Origin of the sequence: Thiovibrio frasassiensis (genome assembly GCF_029607905.1) — a bacterium.
GTDB lineage: Bacteria > Desulfobacterota > Desulfobulbia > Desulfobulbales > Desulfurivibrionaceae > Thiovibrio > Thiovibrio frasassiensis.
This window is the reverse complement of sequence record NZ_JAPHEH010000001.1, coordinates 198,630-225,057: the sequence shown is the minus strand read 5'-3', so window position 1 is coordinate 225,057 and position 26,428 is coordinate 198,630. Positions and strand designations below refer to the sequence as shown.

General features: G+C 58.8%; 21 protein-coding genes. 11 read left to right on the top strand and 10 right to left on the bottom strand.

Annotated features, from left to right (window positions below):
• Positions 1–246 precede the first annotated feature (246 nt).
• Positions 247–1,656 (top strand): MBL fold metallo-hydrolase RNA specificity domain-containing protein, encoded by a 1,410-nt coding sequence (locus OLX77_RS00975; RefSeq protein ID WP_307631711.1) that lies wholly within the window; start codon positions 247–249, stop codon positions 1,654–1,656.
• Between the two features lie 132 nt (positions 1,657–1,788).
• Here the strand turns inward: OLX77_RS00975 and OLX77_RS00970 are convergent, their stop codons facing one another.
• Both OLX77_RS00970 and OLX77_RS00965 read right to left on the bottom strand, forming a co-directional pair.
• A complete protein-coding gene (locus tag OLX77_RS00970; protein ID WP_307631710.1) occupies positions 1,789–3,123 on the bottom strand; it encodes a mechanosensitive ion channel family protein in 1,335 nt (444 codons plus the stop codon).
• A gap of 45 nt (positions 3,124–3,168) precedes the next feature.
• On the bottom strand, positions 3,169–4,410 hold the full coding sequence (locus OLX77_RS00965; RefSeq protein WP_307631709.1) for an SLC13 family permease: 1,242 nt from the start codon (positions 4,408–4,410) through the stop codon (positions 3,169–3,171).
• Between the two features lie 679 nt (positions 4,411–5,089).
• Here OLX77_RS00965 and clpB point away from each other — a divergent pair.
• The 3 genes from clpB to OLX77_RS00950 all read left to right on the top strand — a co-directional run bounded on the left by clpB (position 5,090) and on the right by OLX77_RS00950 (position 9,543).
• Positions 5,090–7,678 (top strand): ATP-dependent chaperone ClpB, encoded by a 2,589-nt coding sequence (gene clpB / locus OLX77_RS00960; RefSeq protein ID WP_307631708.1) that lies wholly within the window; start codon positions 5,090–5,092, stop codon positions 7,676–7,678.
• Positions 7,679–7,961: 283 nt separating this feature from the next.
• Positions 7,962–8,501 carry a C-GCAxxG-C-C family protein gene (locus OLX77_RS00955; protein ID WP_307631707.1) on the top strand — a complete coding sequence of 180 codons (540 nt, stop codon included), beginning with the start codon at positions 7,962–7,964 and terminating at the stop codon, positions 8,499–8,501.
• A gap of 43 nt (positions 8,502–8,544) precedes the next feature.
• Complete coding sequence (locus tag OLX77_RS00950; protein ID WP_307631706.1) at positions 8,545–9,543, top strand: tRNA dihydrouridine synthase; 999 nt, start codon at positions 8,545–8,547, stop codon at positions 9,541–9,543.
• Here the strand turns inward: OLX77_RS00950 and OLX77_RS00945 are convergent.
• The 7 genes from OLX77_RS00945 to asnS all read right to left on the bottom strand — a co-directional run bounded on the left by OLX77_RS00945 (position 9,537) and on the right by asnS (position 17,555).
• On the bottom strand, positions 9,537–10,433 hold the full coding sequence (locus OLX77_RS00945; protein ID WP_307631705.1) for an HDOD domain-containing protein: 897 nt from the start codon (positions 10,431–10,433) through the stop codon (positions 9,537–9,539). The two genes, OLX77_RS00950 and OLX77_RS00945, sit on opposite strands and share 7 nt — an antisense overlap.
• A 150-nt stretch (positions 10,434–10,583) precedes the next feature.
• Complete coding sequence (locus tag OLX77_RS00940; RefSeq protein ID WP_307631704.1) at positions 10,584–13,277, bottom strand: cation-translocating P-type ATPase; 2,694 nt, start codon at positions 13,275–13,277, stop codon at positions 10,584–10,586.
• Positions 13,277–14,098 (bottom strand): universal stress protein, encoded by an 822-nt coding sequence (locus tag OLX77_RS00935; protein WP_307631703.1) that lies wholly within the window; start codon positions 14,096–14,098, stop codon positions 13,277–13,279. The genes OLX77_RS00940 and OLX77_RS00935 overlap by 1 nt, the downstream gene beginning before the upstream one ends.
• A gap of 41 nt (positions 14,099–14,139) precedes the next feature.
• A complete protein-coding gene (locus OLX77_RS00930; protein ID WP_307631702.1) occupies positions 14,140–14,772 on the bottom strand; it encodes a YchE family NAAT transporter in 633 nt (210 codons plus the stop codon).
• 201 nt (positions 14,773–14,973) lie between these two features.
• Entirely contained in the window at positions 14,974–15,174 is a 201-nt protein-coding gene (locus OLX77_RS00925; RefSeq protein WP_307631701.1) for a cold-shock protein, read from the bottom strand.
• A gap of 186 nt (positions 15,175–15,360) precedes the next feature.
• Positions 15,361–16,155, bottom strand: coding sequence for a class I SAM-dependent methyltransferase (locus tag OLX77_RS00920; protein WP_307631700.1), 795 nt, complete (start codon positions 16,153–16,155; stop codon positions 15,361–15,363).
• Between the two features lie 8 nt (positions 16,156–16,163).
• Positions 16,164–17,555, bottom strand: coding sequence for an asparagine--tRNA ligase (asnS, locus tag OLX77_RS00915; RefSeq protein ID WP_307631699.1), 1,392 nt, complete (start codon positions 17,553–17,555; stop codon positions 16,164–16,166).
• A 136-nt stretch (positions 17,556–17,691) separates the two neighbouring features.
• Between asnS and OLX77_RS00910 the strand changes: the two genes are divergently transcribed.
• The 7 genes from OLX77_RS00910 to OLX77_RS00880 all read left to right on the top strand — a co-directional run bounded on the left by OLX77_RS00910 (position 17,692) and on the right by OLX77_RS00880 (position 24,430).
• Complete coding sequence (locus OLX77_RS00910) at positions 17,692–18,255, top strand: isochorismatase family protein (RefSeq protein WP_307631698.1); 564 nt, start codon at positions 17,692–17,694, stop codon at positions 18,253–18,255.
• Positions 18,256–18,350: 95 nt separating this feature from the next.
• Complete coding sequence (locus OLX77_RS00905; RefSeq protein ID WP_307631697.1) at positions 18,351–18,725, top strand: PilZ domain-containing protein; 375 nt, start codon at positions 18,351–18,353, stop codon at positions 18,723–18,725.
• A 124-nt stretch (positions 18,726–18,849) separates the two neighbouring features.
• Entirely contained in the window at positions 18,850–20,478 is a 1,629-nt protein-coding gene (locus OLX77_RS00900; RefSeq protein ID WP_307631696.1) for a protein phosphatase CheZ, read from the top strand.
• A 247-nt stretch (positions 20,479–20,725) separates the two neighbouring features.
• Entirely contained in the window at positions 20,726–21,937 is a 1,212-nt protein-coding gene (locus OLX77_RS00895; protein ID WP_307634053.1) for an MlaE family ABC transporter permease, read from the top strand.
• Between the two features lie 6 nt (positions 21,938–21,943).
• A complete protein-coding gene (locus tag OLX77_RS00890) occupies positions 21,944–22,693 on the top strand; it encodes an ABC transporter ATP-binding protein (protein ID WP_307631695.1) in 750 nt (249 codons plus the stop codon).
• Between the two features lie 142 nt (positions 22,694–22,835).
• Entirely contained in the window at positions 22,836–23,813 is a 978-nt protein-coding gene (locus OLX77_RS00885) for an MlaD family protein (protein ID WP_307631694.1), read from the top strand.
• Positions 23,810–24,430, top strand: a complete 621-nt coding sequence (locus OLX77_RS00880) for a PqiC family protein (RefSeq protein ID WP_307631693.1) — start codon at positions 23,810–23,812, stop codon at positions 24,428–24,430. The genes OLX77_RS00885 and OLX77_RS00880 overlap by 4 nt, the downstream gene beginning before the upstream one ends.
• Before the next feature lie 204 nt (positions 24,431–24,634).
• On the opposite strand, the gene OLX77_RS00875 is transcribed toward OLX77_RS00880, so the two are convergent.
• A complete protein-coding gene (locus OLX77_RS00875) occupies positions 24,635–25,975 on the bottom strand; it encodes a DUF6178 family protein (RefSeq protein ID WP_307631692.1) in 1,341 nt (446 codons plus the stop codon).
• Between the last annotated feature and the right edge of the window lie 453 nt (positions 25,976–26,428).

The window sequence follows — 26,428 nt, the reverse complement described above, 5'->3', positions numbered from 1 at the left end:
CCACGCAATTTAGTCCCGGCGTAAAATAGCCGAAAAGTTATCTGTCTACCTGACGCCATGGAGCAATTCAAGAATTATATTCTTTGCCTCCGACGGAGGGCAATAAACGGGAATGGGAATCAAGTCGGTTTCCTCATCGCACCCTCTGTGTTGGAAAGGCTATTCAAGGTAAATCTTTACTTCTGTTTTTTCAGCTCCCCTTGTATGCTGAGCTAAACTCATCTTTACCAGCAAGGGAGCAGACCCATGAAACTTACCTTCCACGGCGCGGCGAAAACCGTTACCGGATCACAGCATCTCCTTGAAGTAAACGGCAAGCGCATCCTCCTTGACTGCGGGCTCTTTCAGGGCAAGCGCAAGGAGGCTTTCGAGCTCAACCGCAGCGGTTTTTGCGCGGGCAAGGATCTTGATTGCCTGATCCTCTCCCATGCCCATATCGATCACTCCGGCAACATCCCCTGTCTGGTCAAAAAAGGGTTCACCGGCGATATCATCTGCACCTCGGCCACCCGCGATCTTTGCGCGGTGATGCTCATGGATGCCGCGCATATCCAGGAACAGGATGTGGAGTTTGCCAACAAGCTGCGCAAAAAGAAGAACCAGAAGGAGTTCGAGCCCCTCTACACCAAGGAGGATGCCGTGGCCGCCATGGACCAGTTTGTCGGCATCAGCTATAATCGCAAGCGGGAGATCCTGCCCGGGGTGCACCTCACCCTGGTGGATGCCGGGCATATGATGGGCAGCGCCAACGTGATTCTCGATATCCACGATCAGGAGAAGAACCGCGATGTCCGCCTGGTGTTCAGCGGGGATATCGGGAGGAGCGGGATCCCGATCATCAATGACCCGGCCGTATTGCGCGAGGGGGCGGATATTCTCATCATGGAGTCCACCTACGGCAACCGGCAGCATCCGCCCTACCCGGAGTCGGAAAAGGAGCTGGAGCGGATCGTCAACGAGACCTACCAGCGGGGCGGCACCCTCTTGATCCCCGCCTTTGCCGTGGGGCGGACCCAGCAGCTGGTCTATGCCCTGCACCGGCTCTATTTGCAGCGCGACATCCCCAATGTCCCCATCTATGTGGACAGCCCGCTTGCCACCCGGGTGACGGATATCTTCCGGTTGCATCCCGAGACCTACGACAGCGAGATCCGGGAATTTTTATTGAAGGACAACCACAGCAACCCCTTCGGCTTTGACACCCTGCGCTACACCCAGAGCGTACAGGATTCCAAGGAGCTGAATTTCTTGCGGGAGCCGGCGATCATCATCAGCGCCAGCGGCATGATGGAGGCGGGGCGCATTCTGCATCACCTGCGCAAGCGCATCGGCGACAAGAAGAACACCATCCTGGTTACCGGCTGGCAGGCCCCCAATACCCTGGGCCGCAGGATTGTGGAAGGGGAGGAAACGGTAAAGATCTTTGGCGAGGAATTTCCGCTGCGGGCCAGGGTGGAAACTCTCACCGGCTTCAGCGGCCATGCCGACCGGGATGGGCTGCTGGCCTGGGCCGGAGCCATGCAAAAGAAGCCGACCCGTACCTTCGTGGTGCATGGCGAGGAGGAGGTGGCCACCATCTTTGCCGAGTCCCTGCGCACGGAGCTGGGCTTTCCGCAGGTTGATATCCCGGAACCGCACCAGTCTTTCGAGGTGTAAGAGCAGTTCCCGTTCGCGCTGAGCCCTGTCGAGCCTCGGTTTTCCTGTGCCTGCAGGCCTTCGACAGGGCTTAGGCCGAACGGTTTATTGAAATCGTTTCCTGTTTGTCCCGCCTCTGCGTCACGCTCCGGACTAACGATCTTGCCGGTGCCCCTCCTCTTGTCCACCCGCCATGCCCCCTGTCCCGGGGGGCATGGTTCTGATGTGCACATCCCGCTGCGGATAGGGGATCTCAATGCCCTGCTCATGAAATGCATCCCAGATATTTAAGAGAACAGCACTCTTGACATTCTTGACCCCGTTGATCGGATCGTTGATCCAGACGCCCAGTTCAAGATCAACGGAACTCTCGCCAAAGGCGACAAGCAGGCACTGGGGCGGCGGCTCCTGGATGATCCTCTCTGTCTGTCTGGCGGCCTCTTCGCAGAGGGCCATGGCCTTGCGCACATCCGCGCTGTAGGCAATGCCCACCGGCATCTTCACGCACACGGTGCTGTTGCTGAAGGACCAGTTTTCCACCTGCTGGGTGATCAGATCCTCATTGGGGATCAGGAATTCCTTGCCGTCCGGGGCAATGAGCGAGGTATAGCGTGCACCCAGGGAGTTCACCCAGCCGTAGGTTTCGCCCACGGTGATGACATCGCCCGGCTTGATGGATTTGTCCAGCAGGAGGATGATGCCGCTGATAAGGTTGGAGAAGATTTTCTGCAACCCGAAGCCGATGCCCACGCCAACCGCGCCGGTGAAAATGGTAAAGCCGGTGAGGTCGAGGCCGACGCTCCGCAACCCCACCAGGATGGCAACGGTGATGAGGGTAATCTTTGAGAGCTTTACGAAAAGGACCTGGATGGAGGGAGAGAGCGACGCATTCCCCCGGATGCGCTTTTCGAGAAGATGGGAGAGGAGCCGGGCTCCCCACAGCAGCAGTACCACGGTCAGGAAACCTGTGAGTACGGTGAGGAGGGAAATCTGCAGCTTGCCAAACTTAAGGGAAAGACGGTCGAGCAGCCTGACGGCAGGTCCCAGCAGGTCCAGGATGTTGAGGGCGGCAAGGGTCCAGGCGATAACCGTAATCAGCCTGATCCAGGCGGTGTTGTTGAAAAACAGAGAGGCGGTTTTGATCACAATCCAGACGGCGAGCAGATTGACGACAATGGTGAGCAGATCGTGCGGCCATTCGGCTTCCATGGCGACCAGCAGCGAGATGATTTGCAGGAAAAGCCAGAGCAGAGGCGTGGCCAAGGGCAGCACGGCAACGAGGAGTTGGCCGAAACGTTTTTGGGGTAGTTCGGGAGTTGAAAATCTTCGTTTGATTCTGTTGCCGAACAGAAAGGCGATCAGTAGGGCGCAGGTGATGATCAATGCTTGGACAAGGTTGTCGTAGGTCAGGACATATCGGAGCAGCCAGTCGTTGAAGAGTTCAAGTTTTTTTTCGCTGATAGTAGTGGAAAGCCAGAGGCTTTTCATAGGAGATGTTTCCATGACAGAGAGGATTCGGGATGGATTTTATCCCTACAGGAGCATGAAGAAGCGGTGCAAGTATATCAGTAAAGCCATAATGAGCAGAGAAAAAAGCGTAATCGGGATACCAGTCCTGGCGTGTTCCTGAAAGCTGATCTCGATCCGGAATTTCCTGGCCTGCTCGATGACGATGAGATTGGCGATGCTGCCGATGATGACCAGATTGCCGGCAAAGGTGCTGGACAGGGCGAGGACATACCATTGTTGCGGCACGTTCGGGTCGAGAAAGTGGACCAGGAACATGACCGCGGGCACATTGCTGACCAGATTGCTCAGGATGGTGGAGAGGGTGGTGAGGGCAAGGAGGTTGCTGAGGGTTAGGCCCTGCTGGGCCATGGCTTCCATGAGCAGGGAGGGAATATTGCGGCTGGTGATGGGGTGGAGCACGATGAACAGGGAGCAGAACAGGGTGAGCAGCTGCCAGTCCACCAGCTCCAGGATCCTCCTGGAGTGGATTTTTCTGCTGCACAGCAGGATTGCGGCCACGGTGATGGCGGAAAGTTCGCGGGGGATGGGGGTGAAGAAAAGTCCGAGCAGAACCAGGATGCCGATGAGCCCCTTGCTGGTTTGCCGGCGATCGAAAGGGGGCCAATCGGGGGTGAGTTCGACCGCCTGGGGGAATGCGGACGCAGTAAAGTCCCCATTATAGATGCGGCAGAGAATGAGATAGGCGCCAGCCAGGGCGATAAGCGTTGGCGGTCCGCACCAGAGGAGGAACCTGCCGAAATGGAGTCGGCCGACCTGACCGATCAGCATGTTTTGCGGGTTGCCGATGATGGTGGCGGCCGAGCCGATATTGCTTGCCGCCGCCAGGCCGAGGAGAAAGGGCAGGGGGTTGAACCCTTTTTTCAGCAGGACGAGGCAGAGGACCGGGGTGAAAGCTAGGCAGACAATGTCGTTGGCCAAGAGGGCGGAAAGCAGGGCCGCCGCCAGCATGCTGCTGAGGAGGAAAAGCCGGGGGCGGTCCAACAGAGTGGTGGTGCGGCCGGCGACCCAGGTGTAGAAGCCGCCCAACCGGAGCTGGGCGGAAAGCACCATCAGGGCATAGAGCAGGATGATGGTGGGCAGGTCGATGGCCGCCATGGCCTCGCTGAGCGGCACCGCGCCGCTGGCGATCATGGCGATTGCCCCCAGCAGGGCGATGCCGGTGCGGTCCAGCATCAGGCCGGGGATGCGGCCAAGGGCGACGCCGAGATAGGTGATGATGAAAATGGGTACGGCGAGATCGGGCATGTGCTATCCTGAAGATAGAGTTCAAAAACGGGACAAGTTCTATATATCCCCGAGGGGTTGGATAAGGCAAAGGGTATGTGGGGGGGAAGGGGAAAAGGTTTGTCCGGGAATAAAAGCGATGATCTCTCTGCTGTTCTCTCTTTCTTCTTTTGCGTGCCCAAAAGAAGAAACAAGAAAAGGGCACCCCAGCCAGTCCTGGCCCTGCGGGCTTCCCTCACTTCTCGACGAGGGCGGGACGCAGAAAAACTCGGGCTTCGCCCTCAGACAGTTTCTGCGTCTTTTTCCGCCCCCGTCTGTGAGGCTCGGCAGGACAAATGGGGGATTTCCCATTGGCACGCAGCCGAGCACCGGAGAGGCTGCCGAAAAGGGATTTGCACTGTTTGAGGTACCCTTGCGGGCATAAACTCCGCGAGTTTGCAAAGCCCCGGCAGCATCGAGGAGTACCCCATGCGGGGCATAAACTCCGGGTATCCCGCCATAGGCGGGACAAGAGACATAGGGGGCCTTTTCTTTGGGCAAGCAAAGAAATGAACATACCAATTCAATATCACTTATAAGCCTGTCAAAAGTTTGACGTAACTCCCCTTGACAGCGGCTGAGGGCGAGCTTACGGTAGTTGCAGAACACGGCCGGGGGGGTGCCTGGCTGATCATCTTCTTTTGTTTAAGGAGCAACGGCTATGCAGTTTGATAAATTCACGGTGAAATCACAGGAAGCGGTGCAGGCTGCCCAGCAACTGGCCCAGGGCAAAGGGCATCAGGAGATCCAGCCCGAGCATCTCATGCGGGTGCTGCTCGATCAGCCCGATGGGGTGGTGGTGCCCATCCTCCAGAAGATGGGCGTGAGTCCGGCTCTGCTCCGCCAGGAGATGGACGATCTTTTGTGCAAGCTGCCCCAGGTCAGCGGCGGCGGCTACACCCAAGCCTATGCCGGGAAACGGTTCCAGGCCTTGCTGGACCGGGCCTTCAAGGTGGCAGGCGAGATGCAGGATGAGTACGTCAGTCTGGAGCATCTCATTTTGGCGGTGCTCGACGACAAGGATTCCCCCGCCGCCCAGGCCTTTAAACGAAAAGGCATAACCCGGGAGGCATTTTTGCAGGCGCTGGTCGCCATCCGCGGCAATCAGCGGGTCACCGACCCGAACCCCGAGGAGAAGTACCAGGCTCTGGAAAAATATGCCCGCAACCTCACCGATGTGGCCCGGCAGGGCAAGCTCGACCCGGTCATCGGCCGCGATGACGAGGTGCGGCGGGTGGTCCAGGTCCTTTCCCGGCGGACCAAGAACAACCCGGTCCTGATCGGCGAGCCCGGAGTGGGCAAGACCGCCATCGTCGAGGGGCTGGCCCAGAGGATCGTCAATGGCGACGTGCCGGAAACCCTGCGCAACAAGCAGGTGTTGTCCCTCGACCTCGGCGCCTTGGTGGCCGGGGCCAAGTACCGCGGCGAGTTCGAGGACCGGCTCAAGGCGGTCTTGAAAGAGGTGCAGAAACGGGAAGGGGAGGTCATCCTTTTCATCGACGAAATCCACACCCTGGTCGGAGCCGGGGCAGCGGAAGGGGCCATGGACGCCTCCAACATGCTCAAGCCCGCCCTGGCCCGGGGCGAGCTGCACTGCGTCGGCGCCACCACCTTGAAGGAGTACCGCAAATACATCGAAAAGGATGCCGCCTTTGAGCGCCGCTTCCAGCAGGTCCTGGTGCAGGAGCCGTCGCTGGACGACACCATCGCCATCCTGCGCGGGATCAAGGAAAAATACGAGGTCCATCACGGGGTGCGGATCAAGGATTCCGCCACGGTCGCGGCGGCGACCCTGTCCAACCGCTACATCACCGACCGCTTCCTGCCGGACAAGGCCATCGACCTCATCGACGAGGCGGCCTCCCGCTTGCGGATCGAGATCGATTCCATGCCCACCGAGATCGACGAGGTGGATCGCAAGCGGATCATGTTGGAGATCGAGCGGGAGGCCTTGAAGAAGGAAAGCGATGTTGCCTCCCGGGAACGGCTGGACAAGATCGAGGCGGAGCTGGCCGAGCTCAACGAGACCCTGACCAGTATGAAGGGCCACTGGACCCTGGAGCGGGACATTATCCAGAAGATCAGGAAGATCAAGAGCGATATCGACGAGGCGCGGGTTGCCGAGCAGCAGGCCGAGCGCCAGGGCGATCTGAGCAAGGTGGCCGAGATCCGTTACGGCAGGATCGTGGAGCTGGAAAAGCAGTTGGCCGCCGAAAACACCCATCTGGCCGAGATCCAGAAGGATCGGAAGATGCTCAAGGAAGAGGTGGACGAGGAGGATGTCGCCCAGGTGGTGGCCAAGTGGACCGGCATCCCGGTGGACCGTCTGCTGCAAGGGGAAAAGGACAAGCTGGTCCATGCCGATGTTGAGCTGGCCAAAAGGGTGGTGGGCCAGAAAGAGGCGATCACCGCCGTGGCCAACGCGGTGCGCAGGGCGCGGGCCGGGCTGCAGGACCCCAACCGGCCCCTGGGCTCCTTTATCTTTTTAGGCCCCACCGGGGTGGGCAAGACCGAGCTGGCCCGGAGCCTGGCCCATTTCCTCTTTGACACCGAAAAGGCCATGATCCGTTTGGACATGTCCGAATTCATGGAAAAACATTCGGTCGCCCGTCTGATCGGCGCGCCTCCTGGCTACGTGGGCTACGAGGAGGGCGGCTATCTCACCGAGGCGGTGCGGCGGCGGCCCTATTCGGTCATCCTTTTTGACGAGATCGAAAAGGCGCATCCGGATGTGTTCAACGTCTTGCTCCAGATCCTGGATGACGGGCGGATGACCGACGGCAAGGGCAGGACCGTGGATTTCAAGAACACCATCCTGATCATGACCTCGAACCTGGGCAGCCAGATGATCATGGAGATGGGCGAGGGGAGGCGGGCGGAGATGCAGACCCAGATCGATGCCATCCTCCATGCCCAGTTCCGGCCCGAGTTCTTGAACCGGATCGACGAGATCATCATCTTCCACTCCCTTGGCAAGGAACATCTTGCCCGGATCATCGATATCCAGGTGGGGTTGCTCACCAAACGGCTGGCCGAGCAAAAGTACAGCATCAGCCTGACCGAACCGGCCAAGGAGTACCTGATCGAGGTGGGCTACGACCCGAGTTTTGGCGCTCGGCCGCTCAAGCGCGCGATCCAGCGTTATGTCCAAGACGGCTTGGCCATGAAGATTCTCGATGGCACCTTTGTCGAGGGGGATACCATCGTGGTGGACCGGGACGAGGCAGGGCTTACCTTCGGCAGGGGATAGGAAAAGGTAAAAGCAGAAGGTGCGAGGCAAAAGGGTGACCGGGATTGTGGATGATCCGGTCACCCTTTTGTGGTATATGGGGGTGGTTGTGGAAAGGGTGGAATGGTTTGGATCTGGGATCTTTTGTGGATGCGTAAGAAAGAGCCCTTCGACAGGCTCGGGACGAACGGGAGTTGTCTTGAGTTCTTGACTCTTTCCGTTCGTGCTGAGCCTGTCGAAGCACCTGTTGTTGGGGGATTTTGTTCTTTTGCGCGCCTTTTATCTTTAGTCATGGGTAGAACATATGAAAAATCAGGAAAATGCGGCACGGGTCGTTGATCTGGTCGGCCAACGTGCGGCCAACATCTTTTCGGCCCGGGGCTACTGCTGCTCCGAAACGGTGATTGTCGTCATCAACCAGGGGTTTCGCGGCGATCTCAGCCCCGAGATGGCCGTTCGTCTGGGTTCTGGGTTCTGCCACGGCATGGGCGGCGCCGGCTGCACCTGCGGCGCGCTGGCCGGGGCGGAGGTGGCCCTCAGCCTTTTTCTCGGGCCGCGGCAACCGGGGGGGATGAAGGCCAAGGAGTTTGAAAAAGTGGCCAAGGAGATGCACGACCGTTTTCGGGCTCGGTTTGCCGCCACCTGCTGCCGGGTGCTGCTCAAGCGGCGCAAGGAGAAGAACGGCGCCACCTGCAAGGAGCTGACCGTGGGCGGGGCCGAGATCGCGGCGGAATTGATTCTTGCGCAGCGGCCGGAGCTGGCGGACAAGGTCGATCTGGATTTTCTCGCCCTTCGGGAATCAAAATTGGGGACCATGGCCAAAAAGCTGCTGGGCCGGGAATAAATCATGGTCTGTTTTTTTAAAGAAATGTGCTGGAAAGCCCTGCATGGATAAGGTGCAATCCATCCGGCTGAAGGGGCTGGAAATTTCCCCCCCGCTCTTTCTGGCCCCCATGGCCGGCCTGACCCATTCCGCCCTGCGGCGGCTCATTCTGGAGCAGGGCGGCATCGGCCTCTTGTCCACCGAGATGCTCTCCGCCAAGCGGCTGCCCATGGAAAACGCGGCCCTCTCCCCCTATCTGGTCCGTGCCCCCCAGGAAATCCCCCTGTCGTATCAATTGCTGGTCAGCCGGGTGGAGGAGGTCGCCCCTGCCATTGCCAAACTGCACGCATTGCAGGCAGAGGCCATCGATCTCAATCTGGGCTGTCCGGCGCCCACCGTCCGCCGCATGGGGGCGGGCAGCCGTCTCATGGAGGAACCCGCGCTGGTGCAGACCCTGGTGGCGGCGGCGAGAAAGCAGACCGATCTGCCCCTTACCGCCAAGATCCGGCTGGGCGAAAGCCTGGATGAGGACAAACTGCGCGATTTCTGCCGGATGCTGGAGGGAGAGGGGATTGAGCTGCTTTCGGTGCATGCCAGGCTGCGGGGCGAGCCCTTCGTGCGCAAGCCGCGCTGGCCGTGGGTCGGCAAGGTGAAGAGCTGGGTGAATATCCCGGTTGTGGCCAACGGCGGGATTTTTTCGGTGGAGGACGCAAAGAATTGCCTGGCCCAATCAGGGGCGGACGGGTTGATGATCGGCCGGGCTGCTGCCATGCACCCCTGGATCTTCGCCGAGCTGACCCGCGAGGTATACGGCCATGCCGTGGAAGTGCCGGTGCTGAATAAATTGGCGCTCTATCTGCGATTTGTCGAGCTGCTGGAGGAAAGTTTTTTGCCGGAGCGGCGCTTGGGCCGTCTCAAGGAGTTCACCCATTATTTTGCCAAGAACTACCCCTTCGGGCATCATTTGGCCTCGGCTGTGCAATCCAGCGCGTCCTTGGCGGAAGCCAAGGAGCGGGCCGCTCTCTTTTTGTCCAGATACGAAGCCCCGCCCGGGGATCACTGAGCGCCGAGCTGTTCGAAGATGGCATCCTTCAGGTCGATGAGATCGTCCGGTCCCATATGCAGTTCCTGCAGTACTCCCTCGTTGAGCTCGCTCCATTCCTCGGGATCCCATTCGCCGTCGATGACCCGATCCGCCATGCCGATGGAATAGCCGAAGGTGTAAGCGATGTAGTCGGCGACCTTGATCAGGGCAATGAGTTTGCCCGGCACCTTGCCCTGACCGGAGAGATCGGAGGTGTGGTGGTGGATGATGGTCTTGCATACCGCTTCGGGCAGCGACCAGGTCTTGGCCAGCAGCCCCCCCACCACGCAGTGGTCGGAGCCGACCAGTGCGTCTTCCTCCTGAATGATGTCGCGCTTATGGCTGAGGGCGGCATGGGTGAAGGCCTTATATTCCGGGGTGCGTTTCAGCAGCATCGGGATGGCGCAGTCATGGAACAAGCCGGTCATGTACGCCATGTCCGGGGTGATATTCTCGGCGCTCAGCACGCCGCGCATCGATTTGGCCAGGGACTCCGCCGTAACCGCGGTGTGCAGGGAATGATCCCAGAAAATCTTGTCGGCCGCGGTGCCGCCGCCCAAGGCATCCTGCAGGCAGGCGGTGAGCACCACCTTGCGGAAATTTTCCAGCCCCATGTAGGTGAGGGCCTTGACAATGGATTCACACTTGCTGGCCAAACCGAAGAACGGAGAGTTGATGACGTTGATCACCTTGGCGCTGATCGAGGCGTCCTGGGTGACGAGATGGGCGATGCGGGGAAAATCGGGATGTTCGGTGCGCATTTCCTTGTTGATCTCAATGACGATGGTGGGCTGGGCCGGCAGCTTGATCTTGTTGACGATCTGCTTGGCATGATCAAGACGCTGGGCGTTGAAGTCAATAGAAGTCATGGTTACGCATTCCTTGCGGTGGGTGGAAAAGCCCTTGGCGACAACAGGCCGAATATTTTGTTTCGGCAATGGTATCACGTTTCGCGAAGGTTCCAAGGAAAAAATGGGGCAAAACCGCAGGGAGATGCGTCTGGTTGAGGCTTGAGGGTGTTAGGTTGGGAGGAGGTCTCTGTTCTTCTTGCGGCGGCGCAGCCACTTGTAGAATTCATGTGCACAAAAGAGCAGAAGGGGGAAGGGCAGCAGAATCCAGAGATCGTTCAGCGGCACCGACGCGGTGTTGAACACTCTCTGTACTTCGGGCACGTTGAGAATGGCCCAGACCCAGACCAGCTCGACCGCCATGGCCCAGAGCAGCAACCGGTTGGAGAAAAATCCCAGGTTGAAGGCGGAGAATTCCCAGCTGCGCATGGTCCAGGCATTGAGGAGCTGGCAGGAGACAGCGCCCAGCAGGGTCATGGTCATGGCCTGGCGGTGCAGGAGGGGGTCGGCAAGATCCACGGTGCCGTACTGCCAGCCGTGGAGGAGCAGGAAAGAGAGAAAGGCGGCCATGGCGGCGGTGGCCTCGATGACCCCCAGGAAAAAATAGCCCCGCAGAAAAACCTCCCGGTCGAGGATTTTCTCGTTTCTTCTCACCGGCGGCCGGTTCATGATGTTCTTTTCCGGCCGTTCGCTGCCCAGGGCCACGCCTGGGAGGATGTCCGTGCCCAGATCGATGGAAAGGATCTGGATCACCGAAAGGGGCAGGGGGATTTTCAGAAAAAACTGCAGGATGTAGGGCACGATCTCCGGTGCGTTGGAGGCGAGCACATAGGTGACGAATTTCTTGATGTTGAAATAGACGTTTCTTCCTTCTTCGATGGCAATGACGATGGAGGAGAAGTTGTCGTCGAGCAGCACCATGTCCGCCGCTTCCTTGGCCACCTCGGTGCCGGAGAGCCCCATGGCAATGCCGATGTCCGCCTTTTTGAGGGCGGGGGCATCGTTTACCCCGTCGCCGGTCATGGCCACCACCTCCCCGTTGTTCTGCAGGGCCGTGGCAATCCGCAGCTTCTGGCTGCTGGCCATGCGGGCAAAGAGCACGGTCTCTGCGGCGAGCATCTCTTCCAGCGCTTCATCGTGCAGCGCCTCAAGTTCCGGGCCGGTGACGACCCGGTCGAAAGCCATGCCGATCTGATGGGCAATGGCCGCGGCCGTGCGCGGGTTGTCCCCGGTGATCATCATGGTGCGGATGCCGGCCCCTTTGCAGGTGGCTATTGCCGCAAATACCTCGCTGCGGGGCAGATCCATGATAGCAACCAAGCCGAGCAGGGTCAGCGCCTCCTCCCTGGCCTCTGTGCCGCTGGCGACGAGCAGGACGCGGAAGGCCTGGTTTTCGAAGGTTTCCGCCCGGGCCAGGGCTTCCTGCCGCTTGTTCTCGCTCAGCGGCTGTTCTTTGCCGTCATCCCCCAAAAAGGAGGTGCATCTGGGCAGCAAGACCTCCACCGCTCCCTTGGCAAAGATCTGGATCTTTCCGTCATCCTCAAAGACAGTGGACATCATCTTGCGTTCGCTGGTGAAGATGAACTCCTGCAATTTGGTCATCTCCGGGGCGGTAATTCCTTTTTTGCGGGCGGCGGCAACAATGGCCAGCTCGGTGGGATCCCCGCGCAATCGCTCCTCGTCGATGCTGGCCCTGCAGTTGAGGATGCCGGCAGTGAGCAGTTCCGTGAGGCGCTGCTCACTGCTTTCGTTGTGCCGGGAAAAGGAGAATTCGCCCGGCTCGCGATACCCTTCCCCCGAGATGGAAATCTCCTCGCCGCCGGCAAGCCAGAGGAGCTTGGTGCTCATCTCGTTTCGCGTCAGAGTGCCGGTCTTGTCGGTGCAGATCACCGTGGCGCTGCCCAGGGTTTGCACCGAATCGAGGTTCTTGACCAGGGCGTTGTGCCGGGCCATGCGCTGGCTGGCCAGGGAGAGGGAGAGGCTGATGGTGGGGAGCAATCCTTCCGGCACGTTGGCGACAATGAGGGCCAGGGCAAAGATCGAGGCCATGAGGATTCCCTTGCCCGAGAAGAGGCCCAGGGCGAAAAAGACGCAGCCCATGAGCAGGGCGATCCCCGTGAAGATACGGGTGATGTGGATGATCTCGCGCTGCATGGGGGTGACGGTCTTGCGCACGTTCTTGGTGAGGCTGGCGATGTTGCCGAATTCCGTGGCGTTGCCCGTGGCGCTCACCACCGCGATGCCGCTGCCGGAAAGCACGGTGGTTCCGGCAAAGACCATGTTCTTTGCCTCAAGGGTCCGTCTTGCCGTGTCGGGTTGCAGTCTGCGGGCCACGGGCGCTGATTCGCCGGTGAGGGAGGAGAGGTTGAGATAGAGGGAGTTTGCCTCGAGAATTATTCCGTCCGCCGCGACCTTGTCCCCTTCTTCCAGAAGCATGATGTCGCCCGGCACCAGATCTTCCGCCTCGACCTGCACCACATCGCCATCGCGCCGCAGCGAAACCCGGACGGGGATCAGTTTGAGCAGTTCCTCCATGGCCTTGTCCGCCCGGTATTCCTGCCAGAATGTGAAGGTGGCGTTGACGATCACCGCCCCGATAATCGCGTAGCCCAAGACATCGCTGCCCTGCTTGGAGTCATAATGGTCGGCGACAAAGGAGAGGAGAGCGGCTACCTCCAGGAGAATGGCAAAAAACTGGCTGTACTGCCTGGCGTAGGCGAGCAGGTAATTTTTTTTCGCCCCCTGTTCCAGGACATTGGGCCCGAATTCCCGCAACCGCCGAGCCGCCAAGGCGGAAGAGAGCCCGTTTTCCGAACTCTTCAGCCGCTGGAGCAGGGCTTCTTTCTCCAGAGTGAAAAGCTGCATTACTTTTCATCCCGTCCATAAAAGGCGATGGTGTTCACCGGGGTGTAGCGAAAGAGACGGGCAATGGGGTTTTCTCTGAACAACAGGGGGAAGGGGGAGAGCCTTCTGCCGCCGATGATCATCAGTTGGAAGTCGTGGTGCGCCAGATGGTGCAGGATCTGATCGATCTCGTTTTCGGCCAGGGCATGCTTGATCCGCAACGGCACATCCATGAGCTTGAAGGCTTTGTTGTAATGACTGAGGTGGGCGTTGATTTTCTGGAACAGCTCCTTGGTGGTGCCGATGTCCAGTCGGGCAAGGCGTCGGTTCCCTGCAAGGGTGATGCTGTAAATCTCGGTGGCCGCGTCGAAACCCTTGGCCATGGCGCTGAGAAAGACGAATTTTTTCACCGAGAGGCGGTCTTCTTTGATGGGCAGCAGGATATTTTCGGTGCGGGTAGTTGCGCCCACATGCGCCACCCGGACAATGGCCAGGTCGGCCGGCAGGTGCAAACGGGTCAGTTTTTCGCTGAGCGAATCCTCGAAAAAGCGGGTGCGCATCCGGGTGCTGCAGAAGAGGATGTCACCATTGGTTTCCTTGAGATGGGTCTGGATGGCCGGGGCCGGCTCTCCCTGCAAAAAGATGCGTTCGGTTTTTACCTGAAACTCTTCAGCCGCTTCTTCAATGGTGGTCATGCTCGCCTCCACCTCATCCCGACTGTCATCGGGGTTGAGAACGTGGAGCAGGCCCAGGGTGTAGTTGAAGAGCGCTGCGTAGCGCAAGGCATAGAGGGCGGCGATGTCCGAGGTGACAAGGCCGTTCATTGCCGCAATGACTTTCATGGCCGGGAATCTCCTGGTTGTGGCCTGGGAAGGCCTGGAGCTTAGGGCAGATTCTGGAAGATGTTTTTCAACCCGCTGGTGATGAATTCCACGGCAATGGCGGTGAGGATGAGCCCCATGATCCGGGTGATGATGTTGATCCCGGTTTTGCCGAGTTTTTTGGTAATGTAGGGCGCGGCCAGCAGGGAAAGATAGATGGCCAGGCCGATAAGGAGAATGCCCGCGCTGGTAATCAGATAAGCAGAAAGACTTTTTGCCTTGTAGGCGTAAACGATAACCGTGCTGATGGCGCCCGGTCCGGAAAGCAGGGGGATGGCCAGGGGCACGATGGCGATGGTTTCGCGGTCCGAGGTTTCTTCGGCCTCGTCACTGGTATGTGCGGCGCGGCTTGTCTTGGCCTGGAGCATGGAGGTGGCCATGAGCAACAGGAGAATGCCGCCGCCCACCCGAAAGGAATCGACGGAAATCCCGAAAAAACGGAGGATGAGTTCGCCGCTGACCAGGGTGGTCAGGAGGATGCCGACCACGGCGATGGGAGTGATCCGGACGATCCTGGCGCGGTCTTCCGGACGGTAGCCGTCGGTGAGGCTGATGTAGATGGGGATGGCGCCAATGGGGTTGACGATGGCGAAGAGGGAGATGACGAATTTTATGTGTTCCGAAGAATCGAACATGCGCTAAATCCTGTGCGGCTCGTGTTGAGCAGGCGTTTTTCGCTCTCAAGAAAAACGCCGGAGCTTTTTTTCATTGTATAGGGGAAATCAAAGCAGTGCAAACCAGGAGATGGGTTCAGGAAAAAAAGAGGGTGCTGGGGAATAAAAAAAGGGCCTGCGCGAATGCGAGAGCCCTTGAGTGGTCTAGCGTCGGTGTTGACTTTACAGCGGTTCCACATTGGCCGCGGCAGGGCCTTTCTGGCCGTCGACAATTTCGAAACGGACGCGTTCGCCTTCCGCCAAAGTTTTGAAGCCATTCTTGTTGATTGCGGAGTAATGGACAAAAACATCCTTGCCATTATCCTGTGCGATAAAGCCAAAGCCCTTTGCTTCGTTAAACCACTTCACTGTGCCTTCAAACATGATATTCCTCCGTTCCTTGCTTGGAACCCTAACTTGAAACCCGCAGTATTCCCGGCCCATTAAAGCAAAATACCGCACAACCATCTTCGGGTTTGTGCGGTAAACTTTTTAACAAAGCTAAAAAAAATACTGCACATTGCTTACTATTTTTTTTGATACCAAAAAGGTTTTGGAATAGCAAATAAATTATTCAGGGACGCGTGGTGCCTTGTGTAGCGCCAGCAGGAGGGTGGTATGGACTCCCGGAACAAAGGGGGCGAGATCATAGTCGCCGTAGGATGCGGTCAGGGAAAAACCCTGTTCGGCAAAAATCTCCAGCCATTGCCTAAAGTCGTGGCCAAGGATCTGATAGGTGTACTCCCATTCTTCGTTGGGGAGATCTTTCCGAAAGCGCAGGTAGTAGCGTTCGGTGATATCCACCAGGCAGGAATGCGGCGGGGTGGATTTGAGGATTTCCTTGATGACCTTTGCGCCGTCGGGTTGGTCGAAGATCTGAAACTGGAACCGTTTTTTCCCTTCCAGCCCGCGGAGTTCCCGGTCCGGGATATAGAGCTGCAGGAGCAGAATCCCATCTTCAGCAAGCAGATGGCGGAGTTGATTCAGGCACCCGCGCAGACCCTCCGGGTTGGTGAGGAGATTGAAGGTGTTGTATGGGGCGATGATCGCGGCAAAGGTGGTGCGAAAGGCCAGGGCGGTTATATCCATACAGGCATAGTGCGGCGTGGCTCCCTTTGCGGCGAGAGCAGCACCGGCCAGCATGGGGAAGGAGAGATCGACGCCGGTTAGGCGATACCCCTCTGCGGCCAGAGCCCGGCTGACTCGGCCGGTGCCGCAACCCAGTTCGAGAATGGTGCGGGGGGGAGCGGGCAGGTGTTGGCGATAAAAGGGGAGATCCGCGCGGAAATTTGCCAGCTCCAGGTCATAGAGGGCGGTGTACCGCGCGTGGCCATAGATGCGGTCGGCCCGGATGTCTTGGCTCACGTCTTGGCCTAGAGAGAGGCCGAGCCAGGGGTACGGGGAAAGGGGATTACTTCGCGGATGTTGGCCATGCCGCTGACAAACTGAATCAATCGCTCAAAGCCCAGGCCGAAACCGGCGTGGGGTGCGGTGCCATAGCGGCGCAGATCGAGGTACCAGCCGTAATCCTCCCGGCTGAGGCCCTGTTCTTCCAACCGGCCGAGCAGCTGATCGTAGCGTTCTTCTCGCTGGCTGCCGCCGATGATCTCGCCGATGCCCGGCACCAGGATGTCCATGGCGGCCACGGTGGTGTCGTCGTCATTGACCCGCATGTAGAAGGGCTTGATGGCTTTGGGATAGTCGCTGACGATCAGCGGCCGCTTGAAGACCTCCTCGCAGAGGTAGCGCTCGTGTTCCGACTGGAGATCCGCGCCCCAGGATACCGGGAAGTTGAATTTCTTCCCGCAGGTCGTAAGGCGTTCGATGGCCTCGGTGTAGGTGATCCGGGCGAAATCCTGTTCCAGCACCGCAGCCAGTCGACCCTTGAGCCCCTTGTCCACGAAATTGTTGAAGAGTTCGATCTCCTCCGGGCAATGCTCCAAAACATACTGCACCAGATATTTGATGAACGATTCCGCAACCTCCATGTCCTGAGCAAGATCGCAGAAGGCCATCTCCGGCTCGACCATCCAGAACTCGGCAAGATGCCTGCTGGTATTGGAGTTTTCCGCCCGGAAGGTGGGGCCGAAGGTGTAGACGTTGCCCAGGGCCAGGCAGTAGATCTCCGCCTCCAGCTGGCCGCTCACCGTGAGGCTGGCCTGGCGGCCGAAGAAATCCTCGCTGAAATCAGTCCGTCCCTCCTTGCGGGGGACATTGTTCAGGTCCAGGGTGGTGACGGTGAACATCTCGCCCGCCCCCTCGCAGTCGCTGGTGGTAATGATCGGGGTGTGGATGTACTGAAACCCTTGCTCCTGGAAGAAGCGGTGCACCGCAAAGGAAAGGGCGCTGCGCACCCGGGCCACCGCGCCGAGGCTGTTGGTGCGGGGTCGCAGATGCCCGATTTCCCTGAGAAATTCAAAGGAATGCCGTTTCTTTTGCAGGGGATAGGTTTCCGGGTCTGCCCAGCCGTACACCTCGACCTCGGCCGCCTTGAGCTCCACATCCTGACCCTTGGCCGGCGAGGCGGCGAGCTGGCCGCTGATCCGCACCGAGCAGCCGGTGGTGAGACGGAGGATATCTTCTTGATACCGGGGCAAATTCTCTTCGGCAATGACCTGAATGTTGGCTACGCAGGAGCCGTCATTGACCTCGAGAAAGGAAAACCCCTTGCTGTCGCGGCGGGTGCGGATCCAGCCTTTGATTTCCACGGCCTGGCCGAGGGGTTGTTCCTTGAGGATCTGGCGGATGCGGCGATAGTGGCTCATGGCAGTGGTATCCGGTTGGTGCTGAAGAGTTCTTGAGAATTTTCCTAAGTATGGATAAATAATGGTTCTTTGCAATACATTTTTCCAGGTACAAGGAAATATCAGGAATGATTTTTGACGGTGAAAGGAGAAAGTAATGAGAGAAACACTCTACCGTTTGGCGCCGGAACAATGCGCCCTCTTGGTCGTGGATATCCAGGAGCGGATGATGCAGGCCATTCCGGCCAGGGACGAGGTGGTGAAGAACGCGGCGCTGCTGATGAAGGCGGCCAACATCCTTGGGGTGCCGATTCTTGCCACGACCCAGTATGCGGCCCGGATCGGCGCCTTGCTCCCGGAGATTCAGGCGGAATTGGCCGGGGTCATCCCGCTCGATAAGCTGGAGTTCGGTTGTTTTGCCAACGGGCCCATTGGGGCGGCGGCGAAGCGTTTACCCAAGGAGATCAACACCATCGTGGTCTGCGGGGTGGAAACCCATATCTGCATCTACCAGACGGTGGCCGGCGGCCTGTTGCAAGGCTACCGGATGTGGGTGCCGGCCGATGGTGTGGCCTCGCGGGTGGAGAAAAACTATGCGACCGGGCTTGCCCGGATCAGCGAGATCGGCGGCATCGTTGCCAATACGGAGATGATCATCTACGAATGGCTGCAGAAGGCGGGCACTCCGGCTTTCAAGGCTATCCTGCCGTTTATCAAATAATCGGCAGGGGGGTTGCTTATTTCCGGGAAAAACAGGTAGAACAGGAGAGGTGGCCTTGGCTGGACCGGGATCAATATGCAAGGGAAGGGCGAACTATGATGGTGCAAGAGGAGTCGAGCGAGGAGCGGCGTCAGGATGAGCGGGTGGGCAAAAACCTGCGTGTTCGTTTTACCAGGCTGGAAGATCTCCTGGCGGATATTCCTTACCGGGAAGGACAATTGCTCGATATTAGCGGGGGCGGCCTCTGTTTTATGGCGGAGGAAGCGCTGCCCCTGGGCAGTCAGTTGGTGATGGTTCTTGAGTTTCCCGGCTGGCATGCGGTGGCAGAGGGGAAATGGATCGCCACCAAGGTGGAAGAGGATGTCGGGGTGTTGCGGGCCGTCGGCATGGTCTCCTGGGTGGCGAACAGCCGGAGCAAGCCGGGCGGCTATGAAACCGGGGTCAGTTTTTCCGGGAAAGTTTCGGCCTGAATGGGCTGCGCAGTGATACGGTGTAAAATATTCAAGAAAATTGGCACCTTGCCGATGGGGTAAGAGTACCCCTCTTGTGGGGCAGGCAGGGAGCAGGCAGAGGAACAGCAGCGGGAGGCTGAGCATGTCCATGGCGGGAAAGTCGGAAGTCAATCTTGAGATAAGCGCTGGATTTTTCAGGATAGCAACAGATACGGTGGTCTATAATATAACCGTTCTTGGCGGTCAGGAAACCGGGGCCGGTCAGGTGGTACGGCATATCCTGGCCGAGGAAAAGCCGCCGGTTCCAGCCCTTGCCGGACCCGAAGCGGCACAGGTGGATGTGATCTCAGCCGTGCAGTCCGGTGGGCTTGAAGGGGATGACTACTACAAAAAGGTTTCGACCGATATCTTTAATGATATCGGAAAGTTGGCAAAAAGCTTGAGCTCGACCATGGGGGAAATCCCCCTGGAAGACCGGCGCATGAAGCGGGTGGAGCTTGATGAGGCCGGAGAAAAGATCGAGGACGCAAAAAACCAGTTGCACGATATTGTTTCCATGACGGAACGGGCCACCATGGAGATCATGGATCAGGTGGAAAAGGTCCAGAACCAGACCGATGGCGTAAAGGAGCTGCTCCTCTCCCTGAAAACCCATAGCGCTTTTCAGGCCGCGGCTGTAACGGCTGGAGAGGAAGGCGCCCAGTCCGCCGAAGCAACCCTGCAGAGCCTGCAGGAAAAAATAAGCCAGGCCAATGCGCTGATTGTTGCCATGCAGGAAGAAGGTGGCGGTGCGGCGACAGAGGAATCCTCCGCGGAGGAGGTGCTCGATCTGGCCGAGGCCGCCCCGGAAATGGTCATCCGAACCCGTTATCTTTTTTCCCTGGATACGATTTTTCAGACCATGTACGAGCTGTGTACCAACGAAACGGTGAAAACCCATATCACCGCGGCCAGGAAGAAGGCCGAGGAGATCTTTGATCACAACGGTTTTGTTGAGGCCATGGGAGAGAAGATCAAGGATATCGCCCCGGACAGCGATAATTTCTTTACCGTCCCCTTAAGTGATGTCCTCGCCGCCCTGCTTTCTTCCTGTTCTGATACAAAGACCCAGAACCTTTTGAAGAAAATGGATCTCAATCAGGGGGAGATCTTTCTGGATCAGAGCCTGCCCTTGGAAGTGCCGCCCACCGAAGAGATTGAGGAGGCCGCTCCGGCCTCGGAAGCAGCTGAGCCGGAGGCAGTTCTGCCCGAGTCGGCTGGGCCGGAAAGCGCGACGCAGGGGACTGACCCGCGGGTTGCCGAGCTTGGGGGGATGCTGGCGGAAAGTCTTGTTATGGCTGGGGAGTTGACGGAGAATCTGGCGCAAATGCGTTCCGGTGAGATTTCCGGCATGGGCCTGATGACCATTGAAGACCAGAATGAAATCTTCCAAAAGATCGAAGATGCCTTCCAGGTGGCCTCCTCCATTACCGATGATATTTCGCGGATTACCGAGGCCTTGAGTTTTCAGGATCTCTCCGGTCAGCAGATCTTGAAGATCATCAAACTGCTCACCGATTTCCAGGTTCAGCTCCTGGCCATCGTGGTTTCCTTTGGCTCCCAGTTGAAAAACAAGGAGAAGAATGCCGGGGTTACCGTGGAGGAGAGCAAGCGGATCGCCCAGGAGGATGTGGACAAGTATCTCAACTCTATGACCACCGGGGAGGTGGGGGGGGAAGGTTCCCTGGATCAGGATGCGGTAAACGATCTCTTGAAGGGCTTGGGATTTTAACAGAAGAAGAGAAAATAAGGCGGAGAAAAGGCCGGCCCTGCGGGGTCGGCCTTTTTTTTTGAGGGAAGAAACGGAACGGGGCATGACGAATCGCCCCGCTCGCGGCGACCCCTTTCCCTGGATTCGCAGAGGTGTGCGGCTATATCGACCGTAGTTCTGTTGGCACAGGCAGGAACCGGCCCCGTGTTTTCCGGTTGACAGTGTTGGGGCGATTCTCCATGATATTTATAGGGAAATATCCTGCTTGATGCAATGGGCGGTGGTTGCTTGTTTCAAACAAATTGAGCTTGGCAATGGTGCGGATGTGGCCTTCAACCGACTCCATAACAGCGGCGAAAAAAAGTGGCAGCTCGATATGCACCGCATCGGTGGTGATCTGCTGCAGGTCTCTTGTGCCGGCCGCTGGTGCCTGGATCAGGATCTGCCCGCCGCCGGGGTGATTCTGACCGAGCAGGGAGAGGACTTGCGCCGCCTTTCCTTCGATACCACGCAGCTCTCCGCCTGGGACACCGGATTTCTCGCCTTTCTCCGGACTCTGCTCAAACTCTGCGCTGAACGCGGGGTCGGCATCGATCAGGAGGGATTGCCCCAGGGGGTTCGCCGGCTCCTGGAAATGGCCGGTGCCGTTCCCGAAAAGAAGGTGGTCAAGCACCGCAACGGCAAACGGAGCCTGTTTTTTCAGGTGGGCACGGCAACGTTGGAATTTTTCCGCGGCGCGCCCGCGATGCTCTATTTTTTAGGGGAGATCACCGCCTCTTTCGGTCGATTGTTGCGGGGTCGGGCCCGGTTTCGCTTGAGCGATCTCTGGTGGGAGATCGAAGAGGTCGGGCCCCGGGCCCTGGTCATCGTCTCGGTGATCAGTTTTCTCGTCGGGCTCATTCTCGCCTATCTGGGTGCGGATCAGCTCCGGCTGGTCGGCGCCCAGATCTTCATTGCCGATCTGGTGGCCATCGGCATGGTCCGCGAAATCGGTGCCCTGATGACCGGCGTCATCATCGCCGGGCGTACCGGCGCGGCCTTCGCCGCCCAGCTCGGGACCATGCAGGTCAATGAAGAGATCGACGCCTTCAAGGCCCTGGGCATCTCGCCGGTGGATTTTCTGGTCCTGCCCCGGATCTTGGCCCTGATGCTGATGGTGCCGATCCTCACCTTCTATGCCGGTTTTGTCGGGATGTTCGCCGGGATGCTGGTTTCGACCACCATCTTTGATATCGGCATGTTCGAGTATTACACCGAAACCCTGCGCGCCTTGTCGCTCAAACATATTTTGGTGGGACTTTCCAAGGGCAGCGTCTACGGGGCCATGGTCGCCTATGCCGGCTGCCTGCGCGGCATTCAGTGCGGGAGAAGCGCCGAATCGGTGGGCGAGGCGGCAACCTCGGCGGTGGTGACCGCCATCCTGCTGATCACCATTTCGGCTTCGATTATGACCATCATCTATTACCGATTGGGAATCTAACAGGCCATGACTATCGCGCCCCAGATCGAGATCCACGACCTGACCATGGCCTATGGCGAGTTCGTCATCCAGCGGGATCTTAATTTCGTGGTCAACAAAGGGGATATCTTCGTGATCATGGGCGGGAACGGCTGCGGCAAGACGACCCTGATGCGGGCCCTGATCGGACTGCAACGCCCTGCCAAGGGCACCGTTTTCTACGATGGCGAGGATTTTTGGGGGGTGGAGCCGGAAGATCAGGAGCGGTTGAAACGGCGGCTCGGGATCATGTTTCAGGGTGGAGCCCTGTGGAGTTCCCTGACCCTGGCGGAAAATGTCGCCTTGCCGCTGAAGGAGTACACCGCGCTTTCGCCGCGCCGCATTGCGGAGATCGTTTCCTTCAAGTTGGCCCTGGTGGGGCTGGCCGGTTTTGAGGAGTTTTATCCGGCCGAGCTGAGCGGCGGCATGAAAAAACGAGCGGGTCTGGCCAGGGCCATGGCCCTCGACCCGGATATTCTGGTGATCGACGAGCCTTCTTCCGGTCTCGATCCCCTTACCGCCAGGCGTCTCGACGACCTGATTCTCGAATTGCGCGACAGTCTCGAAACGACCATTGTGGTGATCACCCATGAATTGGCCAGTATCCTCGGTATCGGCACCAATTCGGTCTATCTGGACACCGAGCGCCACACCATGATCAACACCGGCAATCCCAAAGAGGCGCTGGTTTCGGGAGACGCAAAGGTGCGCCATTTTCTCACCAGGGGGGCGGCATGAGCAGGTTGCGGAAAAAGAAGGGAGAGAACTGTGCAGCAGCGCCGCAGATGCAAGGAAAAGGCCTGCGAAGAGTGCTATTGCACCTGAGTAGGGTGATGACACAGCAGATGTGGCGCTGCTGCACAGTTCTCAGGGGGGCGGCATGAGCAGGCAGGCAAATCCCACGCTTATCGGGGCCTTTGTTCTTGGCGCCCTCATTCTCGGGGCGGTGACCACCCTGCTTCTCGCCGGGGGGCAATGGTTCCAGAAGAAAGGCCAGCATATCCTCTATTTTGAGGGGGCGGCCCAGGGTTTGCAGGTGGGGGCGCCGGTGGTTTTTCTCGGGGTCAAGGTGGGCACGGTGAAACGCATCCAGCTCGGGCTTGATACCGAAAACCATCATTTTTTGGTGCCGGTCACCATCGAGGTCGAGCCCAATATCGTCCAATCCCGCAATGGCGATAAGGTCGATCTCAGGGACCGGGAGACGATCAAGAAACTGGTGGAGCGCGGATTGCGCGCCCAGCTCAAGATGCAGAGCCTGCTTACCGGTCAGCTGTATGTTGATCTGGATTTCCATCCCGACAAGCCACCCCGCTTCATGGCCAGCGATGTTCAGTTGAGTGAAATCCCCACCATCCCGACCACGGCGGAGGAATTTGCCACCAAGCTGGAGGGGTTTCCCATGGATACCTTTCTCGCCGATCTCGCCGCCATCAGCCAAGCGCTCAATGGTATCCTCTCCTCACAGGAAGCGAGGATGATCCCGGTGCGGCTGGAGGCGACCCTTGCCCATCTGGAATCTCTGAGCGCCAAGCTCGACCACGATGGCGCCCCCGTGCTCGCCGAGATGCGCAAGGCGCTGGAAGCGGTGCGGGATGCGATGCTCAAGGTCGGCGGGGTGGCTGAGGCCGGCTCCCCCATGGCGGTCAGCCTGGGCAAGGCCAGCGAGGAGTTGGCCAAGACGGCCCAGGCCTTGCAGGGATTGGCAGGGGAAGAATCGCCGACCGTGCAGCGCCTCAATACGGCCCTGCTGGAGATCACCCGTGCAGCTCGGGCTCTGCGACTTTTGGCGGAAACCCTGGAACAGCAGCCGGAATCCCTTGTGCAGGGAAAACGGTTGCAAGGGGAGGGGAAATGAAAAACAGATCTGGCAAGTGGCAGGGGAGCTGGTTGTTATTGTTGGTCGGCGGTTTGCTGCTGGTGGCGGGCTGCGCCCGCACAGCAGCGGTCAGCTATTATCAGCTCTCGTCTCTGGAAGTATCCAGCACAGGGAAGAATGCCGACGCGACGGGCAAGCTGGTGCTCGGCATCGGCCCGGTGCAGCTGCCGGAATACCTGGCCCGGCCCCAGATCGTTACCCGGCTGACTACCCAGCGGCTGCAACTGGCCGACAACCACCGTTGGGCGGAGCCGCTCAGCGAGAATATTCCCAGGGTGTTGGGGGAAAACCTCTCGCTGCTGCTGGTTACCGACCGCATCCTGCTCCACCCCTGGCCGGCCGGCAGGGCCACGGATTATCGGCTCCTGGTGGAGGTGCTCCATTTTGAAAACGAGAGTGACGGGGCGGCTCGGCTGGTTGTGCGCTGGGCGGTCAAGGGGCGAGACGGCGGGATCGTGCTGGAGGAAAGAAAAAGCAGCTACCTGATCCCCGCTGCGAGTCAAGGGAGGGAAGGGCAGGTTGCTGCCTTAAGCGAGGCGCTGGCGAGTTTTTGCCGGGAGATTGCCCAGGAAATGAAGCCGGTGCTGGGGAAATAATGCCGAACAGGATTGGAAGGGCATTGTTTGGTGGGCGGGGATGTATCGTTTGTAACGAATCCGGAACAGCGGCCTTTCGACAGGCTCACGGCGAACGGAAGTTATCGTAAATGAATGGATATTCCGCTCATGCTGAGCCCTGTCGAAGCACCTGTCTGAACCTGTTTCAAGCCGTTACGAGGCCATGAATATGGCGCATCGCCTTTATTTCTTGAAATGATCCACCAGCCGTTTGAGCCGGACTTGGGCCGCACTGACTTCGGCCAGGGTGGCAAAGGCCCGGACGGTCTCGGCGTTGCCCGGATCAAAGCCGCCGCGCAGGGGCTGCCGCTTGAGGAGTCCGGCGACAAAGGCGCGCTCCAGCCGATCGGCGGGTTCATCGGATTGCTCCGTGTCCGCCAGGTTGTACCACTCGGCGAAACGGGGTTCCGCCATGGCCTGCCGCATTTCCTCCTGCAAGACCATGGTCGCGCCATAGCCGTGCCGGAAGAGATCGGTCATGGGCCAGATCTCCAGCAACTCCGCCGCCTTGGCCGCGGCCTCGGCCACCTCCCTCTGGCAGGGTGGTTCCTGGAGCGCTAACAGGGATTCCAAGCCGAGGGAGATGGTATCCCGCACCCGCTTCACCGTATCGGTTATCTGTTCGATATCCTGTGGCTTTTCTCCGTAGGCAATGATCGCGCTGTTGATGGCCCAAACCAGTTCCTGCTGCAAGCGGGAGAGGCTTTGGGGGTCAGTCACCAGGGTGAGCGCCCGCTGCAAGAGGGTGGTTTCCAGCAAGGGCGCGGCATAGACCGAGGGCAAGCGGGTGACCGGGCTGTCCAGCGGTTCCTGTGGGCGGGGCATTGGCTGACGGCTGGGCGGTTTGGAGAAGAGCGTGCTTGCCTCGCCCGGGTCGGCAAAGCCCAGATCCTGCATGCGGCCGCTGCGGAAGCGCAGGGCTTCTTCCTCGATCTGGGTGGGCAGATCCACCCGGACCTCGCTCATCAGCCGGTGCGTTGCGGTGGGGTCGTATTGGTACATGGCATCCAGCAGTCCAAAGGGATGGACCTTTCTTGTCTGCTCGGGGTTTTTCAGCTCCAGGAGGTAGAAGCCGTCCGGGGTCATGGCCCGGGCAGTCGTCTCGCGCGTCTCGTCCTCCGGCGGTACCTGATCGGTATCCGGATCGTAGACCGTGACGGACTGGGTGAGAAAGAGGAGCTGGAGCACATAATCCAGGGAGAGGAAGGTCTGGGCCAGGGTTTCCGGGTCGATGGCCGCAAAGGGCGCCAGCCATTCATCGAGATTTTCCACGGAAAAATCGTAGCGGGTCCAGCAATCCAGATCCAGGCAGGCCTGCAGCTGTTCATGGCTCAGTTCCCGGAGGATGGGCAGGGCTTGATCCAGGCCGAGCTCCCGGATAATGTAATACGCTTCCAGGGGTTCCAGGGTGGCGACCTCGTCGGCCAGGTCGGCGGCAACCAGAAGCCGTTCGCCCCGCCGGGTGAGGGAACGGGCGAGATCGGCACGGAAAGAGGTCAGTTCGATGATGTTGCTTTCGGTCATTTTTATGTCCATTGACGGTAATTGAAAAGGCACCACCGTAGGGAAAGGGTATGTCGCAAGGGTGGATTTAAGGAGAGTATAATACCGCAAGAATAGCCTGACGGGTATCTAATTTCTGATTGCCAAGTAATCCGGTCGCTAGAGTAAGAGGCTTTGTTCTGCTGTTCATTTCTTTGCGGAACTTTATGCCCTTTAGGGTGTAAAGAAACGAACCAAAGAAAGGGCACCCTGTGTCTCTTGTCCCGCCGAAGGCGGGATACCCGGAGTTTATGCCCCGTAGGGGTACTCCTCGATGCTGCCGGGGCTTTGCAAACTCGGCTTCGCCTCAGACAGTGCAAATCCCTTTTCGGCAGCCTCTCCGGTGCTCGGCTGCGTGCCAATGGGATTTTACAGCCATGAAAGAAAATACTTGGCTGGGATTGCTTGGTAGCCAGAAAGAAAATTGCTTGAAAT